General features: G+C 36.6%; 13 protein-coding genes and 1 other annotated feature (1 of these 14 only partly in view). Of the genes, 4 read left to right on the forward strand and 9 right to left on the reverse strand.

The genetic code is table 11. The features are described 5' to 3' along the window. Positions 1 to 5: 5 nt before the first annotated feature. From addA to MKX29_RS00500, 5 genes are all read right to left on the reverse strand, one after another. Positions 6 to 3,743: a helicase-exonuclease AddAB subunit AddA gene (addA, locus tag MKX29_RS00480; RefSeq protein ID WP_341103299.1), complete on the reverse strand. Its 3,738-nt coding sequence runs from the start codon at positions 3,741 to 3,743 to the stop codon at positions 6 to 8. Next, positions 3,736 to 7,230, reverse strand: a complete 3,495-nt coding sequence (gene addB / locus MKX29_RS00485) for a helicase-exonuclease AddAB subunit AddB (protein ID WP_341103300.1) — start codon at positions 7,228 to 7,230, stop codon at positions 3,736 to 3,738. The genes addA and addB overlap by 8 nt, the downstream gene beginning before the upstream one ends. A gap of 225 nt (positions 7,231 to 7,455) precedes the next feature. Next, positions 7,456 to 8,067, reverse strand: coding sequence for a TVP38/TMEM64 family protein (locus tag MKX29_RS00490; protein ID WP_224937700.1), 612 nt, complete (start codon positions 8,065 to 8,067; stop codon positions 7,456 to 7,458). A gap of 45 nt (positions 8,068 to 8,112) precedes the next feature. Next, positions 8,113 to 9,060, reverse strand: a complete 948-nt coding sequence (locus MKX29_RS00495) for an LCP family protein (RefSeq protein ID WP_224937699.1) — start codon at positions 9,058 to 9,060, stop codon at positions 8,113 to 8,115. A 288-nt stretch (positions 9,061 to 9,348) separates the two neighbouring features. Further along, positions 9,349 to 11,322 (reverse strand): S9 family peptidase, encoded by a 1,974-nt coding sequence (locus tag MKX29_RS00500; RefSeq protein ID WP_341103306.1) that lies wholly within the window; start codon positions 11,320 to 11,322, stop codon positions 9,349 to 9,351. 213 nt (positions 11,323 to 11,535) lie between these two features. On the opposite strand from MKX29_RS00500, the gene MKX29_RS00505 reads away from it, so the two are divergent. Further along, positions 11,536 to 11,913, forward strand: coding sequence for a hypothetical protein (locus MKX29_RS00505; RefSeq protein ID WP_224937697.1), 378 nt, complete (start codon positions 11,536 to 11,538; stop codon positions 11,911 to 11,913). A gap of 6 nt (positions 11,914 to 11,919) precedes the next feature. Here MKX29_RS00505 and MKX29_RS00510 read toward each other — a convergent pair whose 3' ends face one another. Further along, a complete protein-coding gene (locus MKX29_RS00510) occupies positions 11,920 to 12,480 on the reverse strand; it encodes a competence protein ComK (protein WP_095369861.1) in 561 nt (186 codons plus the stop codon). 217 nt (positions 12,481 to 12,697) lie between these two features. Between MKX29_RS00510 and MKX29_RS00515 the strand changes: the two genes are divergently transcribed. Further along, the gene (locus MKX29_RS00515; protein WP_224937696.1) at positions 12,698 to 12,934 is read left to right on the forward strand and encodes an IDEAL domain-containing protein; all 237 of its coding nucleotides are present in this window, start codon (positions 12,698 to 12,700) and stop codon (positions 12,932 to 12,934) included. A gap of 144 nt (positions 12,935 to 13,078) precedes the next feature. Here MKX29_RS00515 and MKX29_RS00520 read toward each other — a convergent pair whose 3' ends face one another. From MKX29_RS00520 to MKX29_RS00530, 3 genes are all read right to left on the reverse strand, one after another. Then, complete coding sequence (locus MKX29_RS00520; RefSeq protein ID WP_251161310.1) at positions 13,079 to 14,353, reverse strand: M48 family metallopeptidase; 1,275 nt, start codon at positions 14,351 to 14,353, stop codon at positions 13,079 to 13,081. A gap of 102 nt (positions 14,354 to 14,455) precedes the next feature. Beyond that, positions 14,456 to 14,764 (reverse strand): AzlD domain-containing protein, encoded by a 309-nt coding sequence (locus MKX29_RS00525; RefSeq protein ID WP_095369864.1) that lies wholly within the window; start codon positions 14,762 to 14,764, stop codon positions 14,456 to 14,458. After that, positions 14,754 to 15,479 carry an AzlC family ABC transporter permease gene (locus MKX29_RS00530; protein ID WP_224937694.1) on the reverse strand — a complete coding sequence of 242 codons (726 nt, stop codon included), beginning with the start codon at positions 15,477 to 15,479 and terminating at the stop codon, positions 14,754 to 14,756. Before MKX29_RS00530 ends, MKX29_RS00525 begins: the two co-directional genes overlap by 11 nt. 121 nt (positions 15,480 to 15,600) lie before the next feature. Here MKX29_RS00530 and MKX29_RS00535 point away from each other — a divergent pair, with 121 nt between their 5' ends. Then, positions 15,601 to 16,152: a helix-turn-helix domain-containing protein gene (locus tag MKX29_RS00535; RefSeq protein WP_224937693.1), complete on the forward strand. Its 552-nt coding sequence runs from the start codon at positions 15,601 to 15,603 to the stop codon at positions 16,150 to 16,152. 109 nt (positions 16,153 to 16,261) lie between these two features. Continuing rightward, positions 16,262 to 16,741, forward strand: coding sequence for a MarR family winged helix-turn-helix transcriptional regulator (locus tag MKX29_RS00540; protein ID WP_341103319.1), 480 nt, complete (start codon positions 16,262 to 16,264; stop codon positions 16,739 to 16,741). A gap of 4 nt (positions 16,742 to 16,745) precedes the next feature. Continuing rightward, positions 16,746 to 16,921 (forward strand) — a binding site (T-box leader) (it continues 37 nt past the right edge of the window).

Below are 16,921 nucleotides of genomic sequence, written 5' to 3' on the forward strand. Positions count from 1 at the left end.
TCTTTTTATATTTGCAAAAAATAACCGCCATCAAAGAAATAAAGGTACTTTTGTGCGACTTTCCTTTTTGTAATCTGTTCGACCGCTTTCGTATATAAATCAATTTGAACTCGGTATCTATCAATTAAAATCGGCGCTGCCTCATCCATTCCGCCTCTAAAACGATCGGTAATGCGATCTGATTTGTAATCCACGATAACAAGGCCCTTATGATCCTCAAACAAACAGTCAATAATTCCTTGTACTAATACCGTATCTTCTGCTTGATCCCAATGGGAGTAAACTTCACTAGCTGGCAAAGCAAGGTTAAACGGTACTTCTCTTTGCAAAGTCGTTGCTTTTCTCATACGCTCAGCTAGCTCACTTTCAAGGAAGTCAACAATCAAAGCTGGGTCAACGACCGTAGCTTGCTCAGCTGTTAACAGTTCTTTTTTCACTAAATGTTCTACTTTTTCCATTATATGCTTTTCATCTGCTGCATCATGTAAGTCCAAGTGTTGCATCACTGTATGCAAGGCCGTTCCTCTTTCAGCAGGTGTAATGGACTTTTCTTGCATGAATAACGGTCGATTTAAAATTGGCTTTTTAAACCCTTTAACTAATTCTTGTCCACTTTCTTCTTGAGAAAAGATTTCTTTTTGCCTTTTTATTTCAGAAACTGACTGTTTCGATCTTGATTTCATTGCTGATTGATAAGGATATGACCATTCTAGACGATGCTTAATCGTTTCATAATAACGAGATTCTTTATCGACTCTTTCTCCCTGCTGTACTTTTTCTAAGAGAAGGTCAGATTCAACTTGATTTTCATCAATCATCGCCTTTGCTTCTTCTTTTGCAACAATTTGAACTTCCCAACTAGATGGATGCTTATGAATTGCTGCTACTACCGGGTTCAAACTAGTATCTAAAGTTGCGCTATCTTGATGTCGGATGATAGCAGGTGCAATCCAGTCTAAATAGCTTGTACTTTGAGCACGAGTAAAAACATCAAGTAGCCAGTCTGACTTCCTCGACACCCTTTGCCAATCCTTCAACTTCTTAGCCATATTTTTCGGTGAAGCAATCAAGAAAAGCTTTTCCTTCGCTCTTGTCAAAGCAACATAGAGCACTCGCATTTCTTCAGCAAGCATCTCCATTTTTTTCTTACGTTTGAAGGCAAGCTGCGGTAACGAAGCAAGAGAAATCCGTTTATTTGCATTCACATATTTATATGCTAACCCCAGATCCTTATCTAGCAAGAAAGACTTCTTCAAATCCATCGTATTAAAGTTTCGTGCTAGCCCTGGCATAAAGACAAAAGGAAACTCTAACCCTTTACTTTTATGAATAGTCATGATACGTACTACATCTTCCTGTTCTCCTAAGGCACGGGCAGCCCCTAAATCGTCTCCTCTTTCTCTCATTCTTTCAATAAAGCGCAAAAATCTAAACAATCCTCTAAATGATGTAGCTTCATATTGTCTTGCCCGATCATATAAGGCGCGCAAATTAGCTTGGCGTTGTTTTCCACCAGGCATACCACCTGCAAAATCATAAAATCGTGTTTCTCTATATAATTGCCAAATCAAATCAGATAAAGCACCTTGTCTGGCTTTTTGTCGCCAATTTTCTAACTGCAATAAAAACGGCTTTAGCTTATCATAAATGGCAACCTTAGCCCCTGTTTGAACTTCAGAACAAAATTGTTGAACCGCTTCATAATAAGCACCAGTTTGATGAGGAACTCTTATGGTCGCCAATTGATTCTCTGTTAGACCAACAATTGGTGAACGTAATACAGCGGCTAATGGAATATCTTGATATGGATTATCTATCACTTTTAAGAGTGACATCATAATGGAAACTTCCGTTGCATCAAAATAGCCTTGTGAAAGATCAGCATAAACAGGAATCCCTTGCTGTCTTAATTCCTCTATCATTTGTGGTGCCCACGTCATTGAACGCAATAAAATCACAACATCCCGATACTTCATCGGTTGCTCTTGCTTAAGCTTTGCATTATACACTTGTTTATGGCTAGCCATTAATTCTTTTATTTTCTTTGCTATGAGTCTTGCTTCTAACTGTGATTGCGCGAGTTCTTCTTCCTCAAACGAATCAGGTTGTTCCGTATGATCTTCATCTTCAAGATCAATCATCGTTAACTCAATCGGATGCGTCACTTCTTCAGGATAAGCAGCTCCAGGAACAAGTTCAGCTGCTTCATCATAAACAATCTCCCCTACATTTTCTCCCATAATTTGCTTAAAGATAAAATTGGTACCATGTAGGACTTCTTTTCTACTGCGGAAATTCCGCGCCAGATCAATGCGCAAACCTGTTGATTCACCGTCAGTCGTGAACCGATTATATTTGTTTAAAAATAAGTTCGGTTCTGCTAAACGGAAACGATAAATCGATTGTTTTACATCTCCAACCATAAAGAGGTTTCCGTTTAACTCATTATCATTTGTGACTAGTTGAAGAATCGCCTCTTGTACCATATTCGTATCTTGATACTCATCGACTAGCACTTCTTTAAATTGTTTTTTATAGGCAAGGGCAGCGTCTGTAGGAATGAATTGATTAGATTGATCAACAACCCCAAGAATATCCAAACAATAATGCTCTAAATCAGCGAAGTCTACTAATCCTTTTTCTGTTTTAACTGCTGCAAACCTCTCTGCAAATGCTTTTACTAATTGTGCTAATCCTGCAATATGTGGCTTCATTTCTAACATATCACTTAGAAAAGATTCTGCTTTCCTGCTAAAAAGCTCTTCTTTCAGTTTCTTCAAGACATCTTTCGCTTGATCTCGCACTTTTTTCGACTCTTCTATTAGTTCTGGCTCAAACTCTTCCCCTTTACAAGCCTTTAATGTTTTAAATTTATAAGACTGCATTGCCTCATACAATGTCTCCCAAGATTGCTCAGCCGCCTGAATTAAGATATCGACTAGTTGGATATCTGCTACAAAGTTGTCCGCTCTTGGCGCTGGTCCCCCAGGTTGCTTTGTTAAATCAAGGCCGTGGACTAATAAACTTCTTACACCTTGTAATTGCAGGTGAACATCCGAGAGGAGATAACCAACAAATGGAATATCGTCCATATTTGCAGTAGGAGTCACATTGTACATCTCAATCATCTTGTCCAAATAATCATCCATTGACGGATTTGCTCGAGCAAAATCATAGATTTGTCTAATCATATCTTGAAGCGCCACATCACTACGATCGTTTGTGAACGTATCCACTAAGTGATAAAATACTTCGTTATCTTCTTTACCATAAGCTTCTTCAAATAAATCATCTAAAACTTCATCTCGTAATAATTGAGCCTCTGTTTCATCTGCAATTCTAAATCCTGGGTCTATATTGATTAAATAATAATATTTCTTTATTACCTCTAAGCAGAAAGAATGCAACGTTGAGATGGATGCTTTATTGAGCAAAGTTAATTGTTTACGTAAATGATAGGAATGTGGGTCCGCTTGAATTGCCTTCTCTAGCGCTTCTCCTATTCTATGACGCATTTCTGCTGCTGAAGCATTAGTAAATGTGACAACAAGAAGCTCATCGACATTCATGGGATTGTCAGTGTTTAATATTTTGGTAATGATTCTTTCAACTAGTACAGCGGTTTTCCCCGATCCTGCTGCTGCCGCTACGAGAATATCTTGATTTGTCGCATGGATCGCTTTCCACTGATCATCTGTCCAAGTAAGATTCTCAGGCTTTGGTGGAATGATAGATTTAGGCATCCTTTTCTGCCTCCTCTCTTATCCGAGTTAGCACTTCATCTCTCGGTTTTTCATCTAATAATCTAAATGTATTCGTTTCTAATGACTCATCAAATTGACAGATGGATTTAAAAGAACAAAATGTACATGGCGTCCGTTCTTTCAATTTATATGGTGATATCTCCACTTGACCACCTGTCATTTGGTTACCCGTTTTAATATATTTACTTCTCACGAATTGTCGCAAGTAATTAAATTCCGCTTTATCAGCAACCTTGGATCGCTTTGATAGCGTCCCATCTTTATTAAAGCCAGCAGAAATAATCGGCGAATCGCCTGTTGTTAATGACTTGTCCATCAAACGTACAACATTTTCTTCTCCTAATAATAATCCCTTCATTTTGAACTTTTTCAAGATCTCTTTTTCTATCTCGTCTAAACCAAGCATTTTGCTTGAGTTAATCATTGGATTGTGAACATGAAAATACAGAACACCCGCTGGATCAGCTTTCATACCGATGAGTTCCTCTGAATGGGCAATGACAATATCCAAATAGGTTAACATTTGTAACGATAATCCGTAATAGACCTCGTTAATATTCACATCTTTCTCACTTGACTTATAATCAATAATGCGCAAATACGATCCTGTCTTCTCACCTTTCGCTTGATCAACACGATCAATGCGTCCCACTAGTTCCATCATACTGCCATTTTTCAATGGAAAAGATAGAGATGGCCAATCACCAGAAGGTCCAAAGCTCATCTCTAAACCGACGGGTGTGAATCCACTGGATTTTGCATGTTCTCCCATAATAAAGGATGCACGGCTAATGATTTGCTCCAGTTTTCGCTTAATATAGAAGTATCGATTAGAGCTTAAGAGAATTTCATGCTGTAATTTAGGTGCAAGTAGTTCAACTGCTTCTTTTGCAAGTAATTCGCATTGTTCCCTTGTCATATCTGACCATTGCAAGTCCTTATGCATAACCGTTTCGGTTATGTATTTTAGGGCGGCGTGAAATAATTCACCAATATCAGGTGCCTCTAATCGAAAGACTTGCCGTTCTCTCAAACGCAAACCATATTGGGCATAATGTGAGAACGGACAGCTATGAAAGAGTTCCATTCTTGATACACTTGCACGAATCGTTTCACCATACAATGCTTTACTAATCTCTTCATCTAGTGGTTCTGTCCTATTCTCATAATGTAAACTTGCTAAAACCTTGTTTGTGATATCTTGCCAGCCTGATTTCTGTAAATAAATATTATACGTATCCCACCACATGTCATAAATGGCATAATTACGTTTCTGTAATTGTAATTGTGATGTTAAAAACGTTAATGCTGTATTAATATGACTGATATAGTCTATTTGTCCTTCTTCATTTAGTTCTGCTGGATCTGACATCAAATACTCTTCTTTTATTTGTACAAATTGATCTTGTATTCTCTTTATAAATGGAGAGGGAATGAGTGCCTTTCCTTCTTCGTTTGCCATTGGATAGCTAACAAATAAATAATCTGACGGTGTGACAAATGCCTTATACGCCAAAAACTCTTCATCTAACAATCTCGTTTTCGTTGAAGGAGCTACTTTCATTCCTAGTGACAATAACTGCTCGCGATCATCATCTGCTAATACACCTTCTTCTGGAAACTTTGCTGGTAGAACCCCTTCATTTAAGCCAATAATAAAGGCAGCTTTCATATCAGCCACTCGTGATCTTTCCATATCAGCAGCAATTACCTGGTCCATTGCAGGTGGCACAATACTAAATTGTAGTGCTTCAATACCTGCATCTAATATGGTCGCAAAGCGCTCTGTCGTCATCTGCTCACTACCAAGCATTTCTACATATTCATCCAATAGCTCAACCACTGCATTCCATGCTTGGTTATGCTCTCTAGATCTAACAAGCTCTCCTCTTTCTTCCGTCTCTATTTGAAGTTTTTCTATTTTGGCTGGGATATCTGTTTCTTCTAAATATAAATAAAGGGCTTCTGCGTATTCCCTGCCCGTTTCCGCTTTCTTCATTCGCCTTGAAAGTCTCAATAGTGGTGCAGTTACGATATCTCTTAATTGATTGACTTCTTCTTCTATGTCTCTTTCTGCATCTGTTTGCCCTGTATTTGTCATCTCAAGACCACGAATTCTCCGATATGTCCAGCGCTCTTTCTTTGTCCATTTACTACCTTGTATGCCATAAGATAAAACATAATTTTCTAACCGGTCCATCTTCTCACGTAATAATGGAGACGAATAGTTAAGTGGAAAAAGCATTTCAGTTTTTATCGTACGGAAAACAGGTTCATATCGCCAATTACTCATTAACACCTCTAAACTGGAACGAATAAACTCGACAACAGGATGATGTAACATGGACTTCTTTCTATCAATAAATAAAGGAATCTCATAATCATTAAACACGGTTGTAATTAAATCATGATATTCATGACCGTTTCTCATAAGTACGGTTATATCTTTATACCTTAACCCTTCATCACGAACAAGGGCACGAACCTTCCGGGCAATCCCCTCAATTTCTGCTCTGCGATTCATTGCATGGGCAATCATGACCCGTGCCTCCCCACTAAATGGGATAGTCGGACGCACTTCAAAATTGGCTTCAAAATGTCTCAATGATTCATGCTTGTTTGTCGAAACTTGAGAAAGTAACTCATATTCGACTTGTTGATTTTGTTGCTTAGCTATCTCTAGAATTGTTTGATACGTCTCACCTGTTTGCCTAAATAAATGGAGGGCATCTGGTGGTTCGTTATCAAACGGCTGATCTAGCGTTAGGGCAATTGTCATATTTGGACAATGACGGATAAGTGCTTCAATAACGCGGTATTCCTGTGGTGTAAAGCTATGGAAACCGTCGATATAAACTGTTGCCTTTTGCAAATAAACCGATTCATTTGCTTTTTCAGCAAGTAATTGCAAATAGTCTTCCGAGTCTAAGTATTTATCCAATATACCGGCTTCAAACTTCGAATAAATCAATTCTAAATCATGCAGTTTCTCTGCTAATACTTTTTTCTCATGATCATTCTGTTGTAATTGCGCTATTCGCATTTCTAATTCAGTAGGGTTCACACAATAGCGTTTAAACTCTGTTAACATGCTTTCCATCTGCTGGATAAACCCATTTTTATCAGCTGCATTTTGAAAAATTTTCAGCTCATCCTTCTGTTCCTCAATAATCTTGCGAATGAGCATGTTTGTACCAATACTACTTAAATGATAACGGCTTATTCCACCGGTCTCTTGCAGAACTCGCCATGCTAATCTCGTGATAGAAAAAACTTGTGTTCTTATCATTCCTCCTAAACCTTTAGAACTAGCTAATTTATATTCAGATTGAAACGTCATCTGTTCTGGAACAATATAAATAATTGGTGAGCCTTCAGGATTTTCTTTCATAAGTTGCTTTATCTCACCGACCATCTTCTCGGTTTTTCCTGTCTGAGACCGACCAATTAACATCTTTACTGTCATGTATTTTCACCTTCACTTTCAATGTGAATCGACCTATAGAATCTTTGTTCCTATTTTAGCACATCTCTCACATTTTTCTCCTTTTTGAGTTTAAAGTAAATACAGGGAATTCTACTTGGTCCTTAACTTTGTTGAATGATCGATGCATGTGCTCTATTATTTTTCTGTTCTTATTCAAAAATAAAAAAACCCAGCAAACATCTGCCGGGCTTTCCTCTAACCTATCTATTTTTTCGGTTTTTCTACACTTGTATTTAATTTAATTTCTATTCTTTTACCTACATACCAAAGAATAGCAATGATGAGGATGACGATGGCCGTTCTCGTCGGTTTTGTAATCAGTGATGCAATATCATGCCCGACGAAACTCATTGTAAAAATCATTACCATTTTTCCTGCTATGACTGCCAATGCGTATTGGGCAATACTTATTCTCGATAAGCCAGCCACAATATTTACAATAGCAGATGGTGTAAAAGGGAAGCATAGTAATAAAAATAACGGTGCAAAACCATGCTTTTCAACCCATGCCATTAATTTTTTTACTTTATCATGGTTTTTAATTACACTTAAGAATCGCGCTTGGCCATATTTTCTAATGATAAAAAAAACGAGCAAAGCTCCTGCAACTGAGCCAATCCAAGAATATAAAAATCCGCCCCATAATCCGAACGCATTCGCATTAGCCATCACGAATAAAAAAAGCGGGAGAAAAGGTAAAAATGCCTCTATTAAAGGTAGTAGAATTCCTGGAAGAGGGCCAAATGAACGATATTCTTCAATTAGAGCTAATATATTTTCTAGTGTAAGCCACTGTCTGATACTCTCTAAATCCATCCATACTCTCCTTCTCTCGCTCGAAAAAACATAGATATTCTTCTTTTAGTTAGTTAAAAATTGTTGTAACTCTTGTTTGTTTGCTTCTAAATCAACCTGTAAAACAGCCATTCCACTAATTCTAACATTTTGGTAAGTGCCATCTGCTGGAATTCTTAATGACTCTACTTGCGGGCTTCCATTCATTAAAACATCTTTTCCCATATATAAGATGTCACTTGTTTTCATATTGGTATTGACGTAAGGTGTAACAACTCCTACTAGTTTAGGTAGTTTAGCTATCGTATTTAAACTAGTAAATTGATTCATTACTGCTTTAATCGCGTTTTGTTGTCTTTCAACTCGACCGAAATCGCCAACCGCGTCATTTCTGAATCTGACATATCCTAAAAGGTGTTCGCCATCCAATTTCTGTAATCCCGGCTTTAATGTTACACCGATTTTCTGAGACATCTCTTTCTCCACATTGATTTCTACACCGTTTGGAAAAGCCACATCAATGACCTTTTCAAACCCCTCAAAATCAAGAATCGCATAATATTGCGAGTCGATGTTAAAGTTCTCTTTAATCGTTTGCCTTAATAATTCTGGTCCTCCATAAGCAAGTGCAGCATTAATACGATTTTGACCATGTCCTGGAATATCGACATACATATCGCGCATAAAAGAAATCATTTTATAAGTGCCTGAATCAGGTTGATAATGTGCAACCATAATTGTATCTGCACGTGCATTTTCTTCTCCTCTTGAGTCACTACCTAAGAGTAAAATATTCGTTCCACCGTATTGATCTTTTTCACCATTAAATTCGTATACTTGCTCTGGTACACTTGAATCATTATCTGCTTTAGAAGTTTGTAGACCTTGTTTAAATTGGTAGTAAGAATATCCTACTACTGCAACAACAACAAGCAAGAATATGATAAATAAATTTCTTATTATTTTGCCAAATTTCCGCTTTTTCTTCTTTCCTTGATGTCTTTCAGCTCTCATTTTAAATGTATCCTTTCATCCTATTATTCTTTTCTTTCTTTTTGTAAATTATATCAGATTATCCCGATACTGTTACTTTTGGAATAAACAGAACAGTAACTCTTTTAAAAGATATACTAGAATTATACACGTTGCAGCCTTTTTTCTAAATCATTTCTTCATTATCTTTACATCTTTTTAAAGATATTTTCGTCCCTTTATATATGACTGATACAGCATGAAAAAAGTTTCACTTACGAAATATTACCAAATACCCCGAAAGTGATCACACTTCCGGGGTAAGCATCTTTAAACATATTCATTAAACCAATTTTTTATATAATGAAGTCTCTTCATTCTTAAGTTGGGGTGCCCACTTCTAGAGAGTTCGTGATTAGCTTGTGGAAAACGAATAAACTTCGCTTGTTTGTTATGGTGTTTTAATGCAATGTAAAATTGCTCTGCTTGTTCAATCGGGCATCTTAAATCATTTTCACTATGTAAAATTAATAGTGGGGTTTCTACTTGCTCCACAAATGCTAATGGTGAATGTTTCCATAATTTTTCTATATCCTTTAACTGGCTTTTTATTTGCCAGTCAGTGAAATAATAGCCGATATCACTTACACCATAAAAGCTAATCCAATTAGATATGGAGCGCTGAGTAACAGCTGCCTTAAAACGATTTGTATGTCCGACAATCCAATTTGTCATAAAGCCACCGTAGCTACCGCCTGTTACCCCTAACCTCTCACGGTCAATTCCCTCATCATATTCGAGAACATAATCGACAGCAGTCATGATATCTTCATAATCTTTGCCACCATAATCTCCTCTTACAGCATCTACAAAAGCTTGTCCATATCCATGACTGCCCCGTGGATTTGTATATAACACCGCATATCCCTCTGCGGCTAACACTTGAAACTCATGGACATATGTATTGGCATACATCATGTGTGGACCACCATGAATCTCTACAATAAGAGGATACTTCTCTCCTGTCTCGTGATTTATCGGCTTTATTAACCAACCTTGTAATTCCCATCCATCTATCGATTGATATTGAAGGACCTCTGCATCAGCAACAGCTGTTTCCTCAAAGAAAGCTTGATTAATATTTGTCAGTCTTGTTTTTTCTCCACTAGTCACGTTTAACAAGTATAAATCTCCCGGATTAGTAGGTGTGCTAATCGCTACTATCGCTTTATCTATCGTACCTCCTGTAGAAACACCATAAATATGATGCCTTTCTTCTAATAATGCCGGATACATCGCTCCTTCAACTGTGCCAAAATACAGTACTGTATTGCCATGGTCAGATGCTAGAAAATAGAAGCTCGAGCTATCCTCAGCCCATAAAATCTGTGAAGCATTTGCAGACTGATGGAAGTCAGCAACAACATAATCACCGACTTGTACATCCCATTCTTCTGTTAAACAAGTCAATTCTCCCGTGGATACATCTAATGTCCATATCCTAGACAAAGAAGCATTCCTATAGGTCGACTTCGACCCAATTAGCCCCAAGCATTTGCCATCAGGGGACCATGATAAATGAGAGAAGCTGGCAACTCCTTTTGTCATATTCTCCATCTGCTTACTTTCAACATCTAATATGTATACATCATTATTGAAAGAATGATCTTTATCTGTTGCCAAATCGGCTAATAATGCAATAGATTGATTGTCCGGAGACCAGCATTGGAGATAATAATCCTGCTCTCCTGATGTAAGCCATTCACGCTCTCCTGAAGCAATATCAATTACTCCAATATGTTGATAATCACCAGACCATAAACCTTTGGCGTCAGACTTATATTTCATCCTTTCTATTTCAACCGGCTCTGGTTTATCCTTGTTTTTTTCTGGAAGGTTCTCTTTCTCTACAGTTGATTGAAAAGCGATTCTTTTACCATCCGGTGACCATATAGGATTGGTCGCACCATTCGGTTCATTTGTCAGTTGTTTTGCTTCACCTCCGTTCATTGATAACATAAATATTTGATTCACCTCATGATTACGATTAGAAACAAATGCGATTTGTGACCCATCTGGTGACCATCTTGGTGCCAAGTTTCTCCCTTTTCCGTATGTTAATTGTTGCGTTTCTGCAGGTTGATTTGTATTTATGTAAAACAAATGAGAGCTATATGTATTTTCTTCTTCACACATGGTCGTTTCTATATAAACACAATCATAGCCATTCTTACTTAATTGTGGATCAGATACCGACTTTAGTTGATATTGATCCTCCGGCTTGATTCGTTTTTTTGCATTCATCCTCTTCACTCCTCTATAGGTTCTTCTCACTTTTATTCGTGACGTAAGTAATATTCCCCTTTATTTATCCACTTTTATTGTGAGCAATTCATACCGCTCTTTCAAGCTAAAAATCAAATAACAAAAAATGGATACAGTTGCATGAATATTTTAATGAGAGTAGAATATAATAAGAACAAGTGTTCTACACTAAAAAAAGGAGAAGTATTTACGATGACAAGAATTCCTGAGCGAGACCGGAATATTATGGAACAAGCGATTTATTTGCCAATGGTGCTTACGATACTTAATAGGGATTTAAAAGTGATTGATGCAAGTCCGTTTAAGTTGAAGCAACCTTATGTGAATTTAGTTGATGAAACAATGAGGGTAATCCAGAAGGAATTAAGAAGCGTGAAGCACTATATGAATAAAGAAAAGTTGAGTGTACAAGAAATTAAGCGCGATGAAGCATTTACAATGTTCATGTTTCTTTATAAAGGATATGAAGAGCAACATAATTATTTTAACCCTCGTATACGAAATAAAGTCCATGAATTACTGGAGTTTTATTTATTCAAACGTTATACTTCATCGCCAATTAGCAAATAATATCCATCATAATCTGCGAAGGAAGTTAATGTTTTCTGAAACTTTCTCTGCTTTTTTTCTTTTTAGAAAGTAAAGCGATTTTCGTTCCGTTTCTTCAATTCTGCTCGATAACGTATCTTTTAACAGAACGGTTCTTAGAATTTGATTTTGAAATATGTTATGTGAAACAGGGATAATATGCGTACGCCTATTTCTAAAAGTTACTTCTGTTTGTCCTCCCTCATGCGGACGATAATGGAGTACATGCTCATTAGATATCCATATACAGTTGGGGTTTGTAGCAGAAGCTGTTGGAAAAAAATAAATGAGATTAGTGGGATCAATTGTAATAGGTGCTTTATGTGTAATACCTGTCAGTTGTCTTGTCCCCTCTTTTCTACCTTCATAGCTAGCACCAAAGAAGCGACAACTTTTCTTAATAATTTCAAGCGGTTTAAAAGGCGAAACCGCTTCACCTTCGATTTCATAAATATGAGAATAAATCTTACTACCATATTCAATTGGCAAAATCATCATTGTTTCTGTATTAATTTCATACTCTTCAATCATCGTTTCCTTCTCAGCCATAAAACGGTACACCCCTTTACTTTTTTTGAAAAATAAACTAAATATTTTTAAAATTAGCTCTATTTTACCAGAAAGGGAAGATGATAACCAGTCTTTTTTCCTATTAAATTGACAATTTATTTGAAAATAATATATTTAATTTTTTAAAAATTCAAAAATAAGTTGAATAAATACAATTCTTTACATATACTAATAAAAAGCCATTGGGGTGATTTTTATGAAAGAAAAATCATACACCGAATTAATGAAAGCAAGCGCCATGAAACGCAAAAGAAAAAAAGAAGCATTTGTTTTAGACTTATATGTCGACATGGTCATTAGCGACGCTATCCTAAACAGAAAACTGCAAGCTGTAAAAGTGAAATTAGATGAAGCATTAGACTGCAAAAATAAAAAAATGTTCATTACACTATCAAATGAATATATTCAACTGCAAAAAGAATATGGCTCGTAACCTATTATCCTCCACCACCAATGGGGGATTTTTTATTTTTGAAATTATAACTACGAGGTAAAAAAGGGGGGAAAAGGAAAAAATATACACACCCCCTGTTGCAAATGCAAAAGGCTGTGTGCATAAAATGGTACCTCTTTTTATCTATTCATCGTCTCGATGTTTTATTTGATATTCTTCTAATTCAATGATTCGATCCAACATTGTCGGATGTCCATAGCGAAATACCTTCACAAGTAATGGTGGATTCACTTGACTAAGACCAGCTTTGGTAAGCTCTTGAAAAGTTTCAATCCCCGCTTCTGGATCTTTTGTTAATTCAACTGCATAATGATCCGCTCTTGTTTCTTGATAACGTGAAACCAAATTGGACAACGGACTAGAAATGAACAAAAGCATGGAAATAATCATAAGAAATAATGGGAAGGAACGGATATCATTTACTGCTGGAATCTTCAAAGCATCTCCATACTTCGTTACCGCCCACTCCATTATGCGATAAGTTAAATACAATCCAACTAAAGATAATAATAAATATCCGCCTATGCCAATATATATATGCTTCTCAACATAGTGCGCCATTTCATGTGCCATAATAAATAAAATACCGTCATCATCTAATCTATTTAAAGTTGTATCCCAGAGAACAATCCGGGAATTTGATCCAATACCAGTCACATAAGCGTTCAAAGCATTCGTTTTCTCCGCCATATCGACTTCAAACACATGGTCAGCTGGGATGTTTGCTTCATGAGCAAGCGTCAATATTTTACTCTCTAATTCCTTATTCTTTAAAGGATAGAAATCATTATATAACGGATCAATGACCACTGGTTGAAGGAACATTAAAAACAATGAAAAAGGAACGGTTAACATCCAAGCATATAGCCACCACCGCTTCCTGCTTTTATTAATAAGCAGATATAATACATAAACGATAAGCACCATCATGCCAAAGTTCACCCAAAAGTCTATAAGTTCATCTTTCATCCAGCTAGCAAAACTTTGCGTAGAAATATTGTACTGCTTTGAAAAATGATAACTGATATAGCTGAGTGGTGTCGTAGCGATAAAAGCGAATAGTGACAACCAAGCAACATAAATAGACGTTTGCACAAATTTGAATTTAGAAGATTGCTCAGCCCATTTTTTAAAGGCACCAGATAAGCCCAATAAAAGAATTGATAAATAAAATATCCATTCAAATGGTGTAGACAAGAAAAATAGTAAATTACGTATTTTCGAATATTCCTCAGTTAATACAAGTTCTCTACCATTTAAAAAAGTGGCAGGATCAGCAACTGTACCTTGATACTCGAACGGTAAATCTGTATTTGCAAAATGGAATAAATACCAATAAAAGAATAAACCATATAAAAAGTAGCCAAGAATGCCATAAAGACCAATTTTTCTTGCCAATTTGTTCCCTCCTTTAATCTCAATGAAAAAAAGTACAACCCTTCATACTTAGTTTAGTATACTTTTCCATATTTAGAACTGCAAAAAGGAGGAAAGAAATAACTAACTGATGAATAAGGAGTAACCTGACAAAACAATAATAGCACTAAGGACAACAAAGACTACATTCGCGCCAATATAAGCAACGATAAACGCAATCGCCGCACCAAGTAAGCCGTACCAGATGCTTTCTCCAATAAGCAAAACCCCAGGAAAAATAAGAGCACCTAGTGTCGCATAAGGAACATTTTTTAGAACAGATTGCACAAATATAGGCAGTTCCTTTCCTTTAAAAAGTAAAAATGGCGCAACCCTTGGAAGATATGTAACAAGACCCATGCCAATAATTAACCAAAGTACTTCATTGCTCATTTTGCCGATCCCCTCTCTTCATTCCTTCTATAACCTCAACAAGAACGGAAGAAATTAAAGTTGCTATAACAATTGACCATCCTGTTGAAAGTGCACCTGTAAAGGTAAAAATAGTGTTTAATCCGGCAGCAATAGCAGCAAGGTAAACAACCTTAGCACTCCCTTTCATCGAAGGAACAAGTAGACCAATAAACATCGCATATAACGCAACTGTCATGCTTTCTTGTAACACTTGTGGCAAGTTTGCACCAACGACGTATCCAAGGGCCGTAAAAGTAACCCAGCTCATATACCCAATGATATTCACACCTAAAATAAAGCCAGTTTTTTGCACACCGTCTTTTGTAGCAATAACTGAAAAAGATTCATCTGTAATGCCGAATGAATAGAGGGCCTTTTTCATTAGTTTGTCATCTTCTGCTTTTTCATTAAGCGCTGTACTCATCAGAAAATGGCGAATATTAACAATAAAAGTTGTAAAAATAATTTCAAAAGTACTCGTTCCTAAACTAATTAAGCTAAGTGCCATATATTGTGATGCACCTGCAAAAACAACCATACTCATAAGTACGGTCTCTATAAAAGATAAACCTGCTGTCTTTGCTAATAAGCCAAAAGTAAGTGCAACGGGGGCATAACCAATCGCAATACTTACACCAGCCTGCAACCCTTTTCGAAATGGTACTTCTCTTGTTTGTAACAATAGCTCCGCCAAGATTTCTCCCTACCCTTCATCCCCAAAAATAGTATAATATTGAATAAATAAACTGATTAGTTATTTGTACAGTATATTATACATTTGTACGTTATATTAAACAATCATTTTCGGAGGAATTATGGATAATATTCAAAAAAATATCGGCGTTAACTTAAAAAATCTACGTAAAGCACGAGGTTTAAGTCTAGATACTACAGCCAACTTAACTAATGTAAGTAAAGCGATGCTTGGACAAATAGAACGTGGTGAATCCAACCCAACTGTGACAACATTATGGAAGATTGCCACAGGATTACAAGTTTCCTTCTCATCTTTAATTCAGGAACAGCAGTCTCCTATTCATGTGGTTAATCGCCATGATATCAGTCCCATTATGGAGTATAGTGGGAAATATCGCGTATATCCGGTCTTCCCATTTGACCCAAGGAAAAAGTTTGAAATTTTTACTGTCGAGATTGAGACAGGTTATGAACATCTATCAGAAAAACATAATGAAGGTGTTGAAGAGTATGTAACGGTGATTACTGGTACACTACAACTTGAAATTAATGAACAACAATATACCATTCAACCAGGTAATTCCATCCGTTTCTCCGCCAACAAGGCTCATACGTATCGCAATATTGGGGAAGATATGATTATTTATCAAACAGTTTTGTATTACCCTTAAGTTTAAGGGTTGCAATCCTGTTTCTTTTTTTGTAGAATCATTTCATAGCTAATGATTCTGAAAATAATAGAGGAGTGATCCTATTCATCAATTAGACGAAGATGGCTATTTGCATCCTGAAGAGTCAACGGTCATTCAAAAGATAAGTAAAAAAACAACGATAGAGCCAAATGCAATAGCCGTAGTCACTAGCCTATATCGCATTGGCCAAGGCATTAAAAATAAGCTAGAGCAAGAAGTGTTAGCCAAGCATAAAATCTCTTGGACTTCCTTTTCGATTCTTTATGATTTATGGATATATGGAAAAATGGAAACAAAAGAGCTTGCCCTTTCTGCAGGTGTATCAAAAGCAACAATCAGTAATATTATGCGTACATTAGAGAATAAGTCATTTTGCAGAAGGGAAACCGACCCAAGAGATCGCCGAAATACCTTTGTTGTGATTACCCCTAAGGGTAAAGAAGTCATTGAAGAGCTTTATCCCGAATTTCATGAGGGAGAAATCTCCATTGTTAAAGGGTTAAAAACGGACGATCAAAAGCAATTAGCTGCAACCCTTTACCGGCTCATTAAAGACAATAAATTTTAATAAAGAAAAAGTGATGATAGAAGTCTTAGTAGCAACCTCCTCCCTATCACAGAGAGCCGACAAATGACTGAGAGTCGGTATAAAGGATGAAGCGAATTACAACTTCTTGAACTTTCATTGCTACTTGCAATGAACGGCTACGTTCGTTAAATGTTGAGGTGGAGAAGTATTATACTTCTC

The sequence above is a fragment of the Cytobacillus sp. FSL R7-0696 genome (assembly GCF_038006865.1).
Classification (GTDB): domain Bacteria; phylum Bacillota; class Bacilli; order Bacillales; family Cytobacillaceae; genus Cytobacillus; species Cytobacillus kochii.